General features: G+C 32.4%; 6 protein-coding genes. 5 read left to right on the forward strand and 1 reads right to left on the reverse strand.

Annotated features, from left to right (window positions below; genetic code table 11):
* Positions 1–51: 51 nt before the first annotated feature.
* From F1Z66_RS08190 to F1Z66_RS08200, 3 genes are all read left to right on the forward strand, one after another.
* On the forward strand, positions 52–561 hold the full coding sequence (locus F1Z66_RS08190) for a hypothetical protein (protein ID WP_149863123.1): 510 nt from the start codon (positions 52–54) through the stop codon (positions 559–561).
* Positions 562–730: 169 nt separating this feature from the next.
* Positions 731–1543, forward strand: a complete 813-nt coding sequence (locus tag F1Z66_RS08195; RefSeq protein WP_201448535.1) for a peptidoglycan-binding domain-containing protein — start codon at positions 731–733, stop codon at positions 1541–1543.
* A 287-nt stretch (positions 1544–1830) separates the two neighbouring features.
* Positions 1831–2226: a secondary thiamine-phosphate synthase enzyme YjbQ gene (locus F1Z66_RS08200; RefSeq protein ID WP_201448536.1), complete on the forward strand. Its 396-nt coding sequence runs from the start codon at positions 1831–1833 to the stop codon at positions 2224–2226.
* A 429-nt stretch (positions 2227–2655) separates the two neighbouring features.
* On the opposite strand, the gene F1Z66_RS08205 is transcribed toward F1Z66_RS08200, so the two are convergent.
* On the reverse strand, positions 2656–3129 hold the full coding sequence (locus F1Z66_RS08205) for a hypothetical protein (RefSeq protein ID WP_149863126.1): 474 nt from the start codon (positions 3127–3129) through the stop codon (positions 2656–2658).
* Between the two features lie 1206 nt (positions 3130–4335).
* On the opposite strand from F1Z66_RS08205, the gene F1Z66_RS08210 reads away from it, so the two are divergent.
* Positions 4336–5001 carry an endonuclease V gene (locus F1Z66_RS08210; RefSeq protein ID WP_149863127.1) on the forward strand — a complete coding sequence of 222 codons (666 nt, stop codon included), beginning with the start codon at positions 4336–4338 and terminating at the stop codon, positions 4999–5001.
* Between the two features lie 1005 nt (positions 5002–6006).
* Positions 6007–8076, forward strand: a complete 2070-nt coding sequence (locus F1Z66_RS08215; protein ID WP_159357374.1) for a sensor histidine kinase — start codon at positions 6007–6009, stop codon at positions 8074–8076.
* Positions 8077–8545 lie beyond the last annotated feature (469 nt).

The raw sequence follows: 8545 nt of genomic DNA on the forward strand, positions 1-8545 counted from the left end.
TTCACCATAATTACCTTTTTACTTATATAGGATATACTTGTTCACCAGAACGTGAACACAATTTCAATATTCATTCCGGTGATGACAATTTTCTTATCGACAGCCGTATTATCCGGTATATTGCCTACTGCCAGTTCGATGGATGACGCACAGAATAACAGCAAAATTGCACCTGCACCTATCGACCAGCTTACATCAAATCTAACTCAGGCAAAATCACAACTGCCAATAAAACCACAGCTTAAAGTAGACATTCTAGTACCAATTCTTTACAACAATGGTACGAATGTAGAACCTGAAAAATATGGATTAATGTTTGAAGAATTAGTCAAACAATTTGGTGCAATTAGCGTTGAAGACAACAATGTGATAAATGGTTATTGGATCAACCCAACAGATAATAAAAATTATTCTGACAAAAACAAAATGTACTGGATAATAGTGCCCGACACAGAAGAAAATCGACATTATTTTGTCAATTTTCAAGACAAACTCGAGTCACTGTTTGACCAAGAATCTATCTTAATTTACTTCACTCCGGTACTGAATTTATTATCTTAGTGGTGATAAATGATATGAGAAACCCCGAGATGATCAATCAGGAGATAATGAAGCTTGGAAACGGATCATTTTGCAATCCAAATCTATTTAAATTACCTTATTTTACAAAACCTATTTGAATAAAATAATAAAGTCATCACTACCCCTAAATTTGTTGCTAATCTGCACTGTGGGAATTTTATCCCAATTTAGCACAGACTCATTAGCGCAGACCCCTGCCAGTACAACATGTGATCCTAATGCTCAAACACTTGTGAAGGGTAACACAGGTGAGATTGTTGTTACACTACAAAATCTATTAGTAGAAAATGGATATATGGATAGACACTTTGTAGATGGAGATTTTGGACCCGGTACAGAGACAGCCGTTAAACAATTTCAAATAGATAATAGTTTGACTACAGATGGAATCGTTGGTCCTTCTACATGGCAAGTATTATGTTCACCCCCAGTGTCGGCACTTTCTAATGAAACATCAGGTTTGATGAACTGTGCTGGTGATATTGCAGATACCTCATGCTCCCCAAAACCTCTCCAAACTTTTGGATCGAGTGTTTACAAACCAATTACCGCACCTTTAGATACTGCCGATTCAATTTATATCGCTGGTAAGACTGTATTCTTGGGTTCAAAAAATCTATCATCAACTCCATATCTTGTGACAGAGGAGCATTACACTGATCAGGGAATCCTAAAAGGTGTAGGAAATGTTACTAATAATCAGACTTACATAAGCACTCATTTGTCTGATGAATTAATCCAGAGTACGGGTAATGGGACAATGACAACTCAAGATGGAGAAAGTATTGCTTGGATTGATTCTTCTATAGGAAGACCAGCTGAAAATGGTAGTTGGGTTTTCTATGAGATAATATTATTCAACAATACGCAAAGCAAAACATTGGCTCTACTAAACAATAGTATCGGTTTAGTCAAGTCTACTGCAGGTAATGAACCGGACTACATGTGGCTTTTAAATTAGAGACCTATTTCGGTGACTAGATTGAAAGGTGCTTATAATACTATCAACTAATGTGGTTACCTATTACGGAACCTTATTCTATCTATTTTGATGACTCTAATGTTTATAAAAAATATGATTCAATGACTCAGTCCTACTTATTCTTAATCTTTTTGGATTCAAATAGGGTGAATGAAACAAGCCAAATTTGTTTCACATAACACAATCTGCTTAATAGAAAATTTTATTATTTGTAAAAAATAACTCAAAACGACTTCACAAAAATGATGGTAATAACAAAAAATATTTTGATTAAATCAAAATCAGAAAATGATATTATCGATATCACAGATCAGATATCAAACATTGTTAAAGAAAGCCTGATAGAAAATGGGGCTGTAATAGTTTTTGTTGCTGGCTCAACTGCAGCAATTACGACTATGGAGTTTGAACCTGGATTACAGAAGGACTTTCCGGAAATGCTGTCAAGACTGGCACCTAAAGATAATGAATATGCTCATGATGCTACGTGGCATGATGGAAATGGACACTCGCATGTTAGAGCATCTTTGGTTGGACCAAACTTAACCGTTCCTATTGTAAATGGTCATTTAACACTTGGCACATGGCAACAAATAGTGTTAGTGGAAATGGACACAAAACCTCGGGAACGCAAAATTATATTACAAATGATGGGCGAATAGACCCTATTGCAGCTAGATGGTAATAATGACTATTTGACAAATGATAGATTGTTCATTATTAATAGTAATATTGTACTCCGGTTTTTACAAACCAGTATTCATGATTAATTTTTCTTTCTAAATAACATGTCCGATCAAATTGATATTTGCGTATTACATGTAAGAGTATTGTAAAACATCTCCTTGCAAATCTAGATCAATTATTCCGGAATTGAGTTTTCTAAGTGCTATGGATTTAAATTGTGTATCCATCAGGTTATGACTCAGTGACACCATCCGAATCTTCTACATGTCCACATCATTGCCGAATTTAATTTCATCACTGCAATTTATTTTATAGTTGATTAAAGGATCAATTATCCTATATGATTCATGGGATGCTAAAATCAAAAACTAATAGAAAATATATAAAAAAAATTTATTTTGGATCTATTGCTGAGCTAATGCATTATTACCTGAATTCTCTTGGTTTTGGAAGTTAAAGTTGTTGCCCGAGTCTTCTGTATCGTCTCCAGAAACTACTTGACTATTCTGTTCTGAAGATTGGGACTGAACAATTGCTTGTGAGGCACTGTTACCATCACCGTCGTCATCATTGGAATCTTGAGCTAATGCATTATTACCTGAATTCTCTTGGTTTTGGAAGTTAAAGTTGTTGCCCGAGTCTTCTGTATCGTCTCCAGAAACTACTTGACTATTCTGAATAGATCGTTGAACTTGTGCTATAATTTGTGAGGCAGAATTTCCGTCATCGTCATCGTCATCGTCATGGTCATGGTGATGTCCACCTGCGAACGCCATTTGAGTATTGTAGTTTATTCCTAGTGGAGACAAAGTCATTGCAATAGCTAAAGTCACAACTGCGGCTAAAATAGATACTTGTTTTTTATTAATATTTGTCAAATTAGTAATTATTACCTAATTATATACAATATAACTTGTATCAAAAATAATTATGGTAAAATCGTCGGTAAAAATTTATCATATTATCAATGAATTCATAACTAAGATCTAGAAATTGTTATCAGAAATCACTAAAGTAAAATATGTCCCAATCTTAGCAAGTATGTTTAGATTCTATAAATACCAGTAAACTAGCAACTTATGATTGTGTTTGACAATTCAGTAGTAACGATTATTGACACAAACTTTAATTATACTATAGTTGCTTGCAATAACTCGTGATATTGGGTAACAGAAACTACTTTATAGATAAGAAAATTATTTGGGAAATGATCCATACGAAAGTTGTCGGCAAGATTATATGGTGCAGGAATTTTTGATACAACTTTGATTTTTACCATATTTACTAATTTGCAGATTGACAGTCACTATTGACGCATTCATTTTTATTTTAATCTGTTGTAAAAGATCATTCAAGGTTGTCTTAATATATGCTCAAAATCATATGTGGTTTCTCAAAGAGATAACTTTCAAAGCCTGTAATGTGTAAATTAACGACAGGCATCTTGAATATTGCCTTATCTTTTCTATCTAATGGATAAAGTAGATAATAAGTCAATCACTACAGTGGCCTAAAATGGCCTTATCTTAGGACCCCCTCCATGTCTATCCAGTGATAGATTTGAACTTGATTTAGTAGATAGTCTAGGTAAGACTATCAATCTTCATTAGCATGGACTTTACCTTTTCCTAAAAATATTTTGAATAAGATACTCCTTGATGTTCCTTAAATTGTAACACAAAATTATGCTGTAAACTTTCCAAAAAAAGATTTGTCTTCGGTTCTTTCTGATACCTTGTGTATTTGCATCACCTTTCTAACGGACAGGTTTTTTCAAGTTGTCCGGCCTGGTTATAATTGATTGATTGATTGAAACAGCGTCACTTTAGGTCTTAAAAATTGTCAAATAATAAACAATGACTGTTGTCATATTTGTGGAATTCGCATCAACTGAAATTCAGATATATTTACAAGGTAGAATATCTAAATACTCTGTAGGGTATGGTGAAATAAAAATGATTCATACTGTTGTTAGATACACTCCACGTAGAGAAATTATAACGATCATAGGACATTTTCAATGGGGTTGACGACGGACAGAGTATTGCTGGTTTCTCTTTAGAAATTGCGACGTGGAAATTCTGATGTACAATACTAATCCATATGAATCAAATTACGGCAATAGAACCTCCTACGCTGAAGTAATCAAATTACAAAAAGAACTTGCAAAAAAAGTAATATCAAGGGATTGTTTCGATAGCAGCATTAGATCTATCTGTGGAGTAGATGTATCCTATAAAAATAATATTGCATACTGTTCAGCAGTAATAATTGACAAAGAAAATTTCAAAATCATAGAAATGGTCAGCAGCGAAAGTAAGATAAAAAATCCATATATACCTAGTTTATTTATTCTAAGGGAATCCGAACCCATTCTTCAGACACTAAAATTACTTACAAAATCATTTCAAATTTTGCTTGTGGATGGTCACGGTGTACTGCATCCTAGAAGATGTGGATTGGCGTGTTATGTTGGTATATCTACAAATCTACATACCATTGGAGTTGCAAAAAGTTTGTTATGCGGTAACGTACAATCAAACAACTTTGTAAACCATGACGGAGAAACCCTTGGATACGCACTAAAATCCACTAATAACTTAAAGAAAGCGGCATATATCAGTGTTGGACATAAAATCAGTTTACCAACATCAATAGAATTGGTTAAGATGATAACAAAAACAAATCAATTTGTTCCAGAACCATTAAGAGTTGCTGACAAACTATCGAAAGAACAAAATAGCAAATAGCACGAAACTACACCAAATGAATTAAATGAAATTTATCAAAATATTACTAATTACTATGTACGAATATTCTGCAATAAAATTAATTATTGGATCTTTTAAGAATAAAAGGGATTCTAAAAAAATTAAGAATATAAAATTTTGAAAGGATTTAGATTCAGAATTATAAGTCATCATACCTAATAGATTTGCTTTAATATAGGACTAACTCATATCAGCCTATCATTATAATGAGATACTTAGTCTACAAATTTATCAATAAATAAACAAATAAACAAATAAACAAGTTTATCAATTAGCGCAAAGACACTCTTCAGTTATAGGAAAAATCTTGGCATAATTTTGGTGTCTTACTTTTGGATACAATTTTTATCCGCTTCACAAATGGTTATTTCAATTTATCTCATAAACTAATCGCAATAGTGATACAAGTGTGAGAATGGTGATTAAATATTTGTAGAAATATGGTTATTTCTTGAGTTCCTATGAGTTATAATTGAAGAGTCATTTCTTACAGTCGGTAATTCGGTTTCAGAATTGGAGTCATTTTTTTGTTTAATAATTCTAATTTATCTCTCTCCCAATTATTTTAGGCATCTAGAATCTAATTACATTCCGGAAAGGAATTCAAATTTATTGTTGATATATTGAAGTAAATTGCATTTACTAGTCTTTTCAAAATATTACATTGATTTATGATTTATAGTTGACATATGCATCTGAAATAATAACGGATCTAATATATGCAATGATGATTCAATGAAGAATTGTGTGAATCATCTTAAATCATTCAAAATATTTATCTATCATTTGGTCTAGATTATATCTATATTAAAGCAGTTAAAGTTCAAAAATGATCGGGGATTCATTAAGGATAGCGACGTCCTTGAATCTAATAAACTTAATGATGTTTTTGAATTTGTTAATTTCCTTTTTAAAACTAGTCCTCTTGGTGTTGATATTTATCTGGCCCGAAAAAATCTCATGGTGTTCTTTTCTGGGCGTGTTTTGAAAGAGTCTAATCTATGCCAATCCATAAAGAGTGGATCGAGAATAAGAATAATTACAAACATTACTAAAAAGGATATTCCTCACTGTGAAAAATTACTATCGAAGGGTCTTGCAATAAATCACGTGCCTGAACTCGACGGTGAAAATATGATATTAAATGATAGATTTCTCCTTAGTTTTACAATCCACAGGAGGAATTCTATAGACATAAGAATATCTAATGTTAAGGAAGTTATGGATCCCCATTTTTTAAGACTGCAACAAATATTGTTTAATAAGTTATGGGCGGATTCTATTCCTGCGAAATTCAGAGTATATGAATTAAAAGAAGAAAAAAAATTTAATCCCATCATCCAATTGCCTAAAACAGAAGTAATAGAAAATCCTATTGAAATTGAGAAACGATTATCTGATTTCATTAGGAATTCAACTACCATATGTACATGTACTTCAATTGGTGGAATCCAGATGATCCAAAAATATTTCCTTAATTTACACAAAGAAACAATGAAAAATTATCTAGCCGGGAAATACAAGGGGACAAAATGGATTACTACAGTTAATGATGAAATGGAGGTACAAACATTAAAAAAAATTCTAAACGATAGCATGGAGATAAGGCATATCCCTAATGTATCTGCATTAACAAATTTTGCTTTCAATGATGACTTTTTTGTATCATCAATTGATAGAATGAAAGACGGTAATTTAATGACGAGTTTAATAATTAGTAATGATCCTTTGTACTTAAATCACTATCGATCTATATTTGAAGAAATGTGGAAATCCAGTCAGCGAATTGAAGATCGCTTCATGGATATTAAAGAAAATATCTCAGATAGTATTAGTTTACTATATAACCCAGAAGAGGCTGTAGCATTTGCAAGGAAGGTATTTGAATCCGCCAAGCAAGAAATTTTAATAATACTTTCATCCACTAATGCAGCTTTTAGACTAGATCAAAATAAGGAGTTTGCTATGCTAAATGAAAACTCAAAAAAAGGCATTAAGGTGAAAGTCATAATACCTCTGAAGAAAGCAATGGATAATGAAATTAGGGAGATAGTATCAAAATATCCATTTATTGAATTTAGGTTTCTTCCATTTACTACATTTTTTCTAATTGGAACTGCTATAATAGACAGGCAAAAGATAATATCATTTGAAGTAAAAAATGATACTAAAAAGAGTTATTTTGGTGCTATACGCTTATGCTTGTTCATTGAAAGCAAATCAACTGCACTATCTTTCGGCACTTTATTTGAAAATTTGTGGAAGCAAACGGAGTTGTACAAACAATTACAATCAATTGAAAGGCTCCAAAACGACTTCATAAATATTGCTTCACACGAATTGAGAACTCCCATTCAGTCAATTATGGGATTTGCAGAAATTCTTCGAAGGGATCAAGATTTATCCAATCATAAAGAACATATCGACGCTATCAGAAGAAATGCAATTCGTATCAAAGAGCTTTCCAATAGATTAATTGAAGTAACCCAAATCGATAACAAATTATTAAAATTAAAAAGCGAAACTTTTGACTTCAAGGCGTTAATCTTGGAAGTCATCAAGGAACAAAATAGGAGAAGAATTGATAAATTCAGATCACCAAGGATCGATTTAAAATGTATATACAGGTCTGATTCAAAATGGCATTACCTTACAAATAGTCCAAATCAAATTCCTATTCTGATAACGGGTGATAGAATCAGGTTGTCACAGGTACTGACGAATCTCATAGATAATGCATATCAGGCTATTTCGCTTGCAAAAGATGGTCAGAGTAGAACAGTTATAATTAAAATTGAAAAAGTAATTCATCTTGCATCAACAACTACTACACCTAAGCGTTGGTTGGTAATAAGTGTCGTTGACAGCGGTATTGGTATTCATCCCGATTTAGTTCCAAGATTATTTGCCAAGTTTACAACGAACTCAAGCAATGGATTAGGTCTTGGGTTATATTTTTCCAAAGAAATTGTCAGTGAGCATGGTGGAAAAATATGGGCCAAAAATAATAAAAATGGCAAAGGATCCACAGTTAGTTTTAAACTCCCACTTTGAGTAGAACCAAGCAAGTTCAAATTCCACAGCAACATTTGAAAACCCAAGTAGGCGTTGATTACGTCTTGGTATGTGTTGATTATCTTGCTATTACATCTGGGACTTAATTTCTAACAATACCTGAGAATATCATAACTGCTTTAGCATTCTTACGATTTATTTTTCATCGACTTTGAATTACCGTATCATATATGCTAGAAAATTATCAAATACTCTGCAATATCCTTTATAATTATATCCAAATACAAAAAGGCCATTCCTTGACCAACTTCTAATCATGTCCCTCCTTTATAAGGCTTACAAATTGTAAGAAATATTTATATATTGTAATGTGTATTACATATATTACACATGAATAATAAAGATATAATACCAAATGACTGGTTTAACAGATTCTTTGACTTGCCTTTTGGAAGAAGGGGGAGAAGTCTACTTAATCGATGGAATACAAGTGATATTTTTGATAATG

It is taken from the genome of Candidatus Nitrosocosmicus agrestis, assembly GCF_008389435.1.
GTDB lineage: Archaea > Thermoproteota > Nitrososphaeria > Nitrososphaerales > Nitrososphaeraceae > Nitrosocosmicus > Nitrosocosmicus agrestis.

Excerpts from the sequence above, each read along its gene's own strand:
- F1Z66_RS08210 (WP_149863127.1), top strand. The coding sequence starts at position 4,336 with ATGTACAATACTAATCCATATGAATCAAATTACGGCAATAGAACCTCC.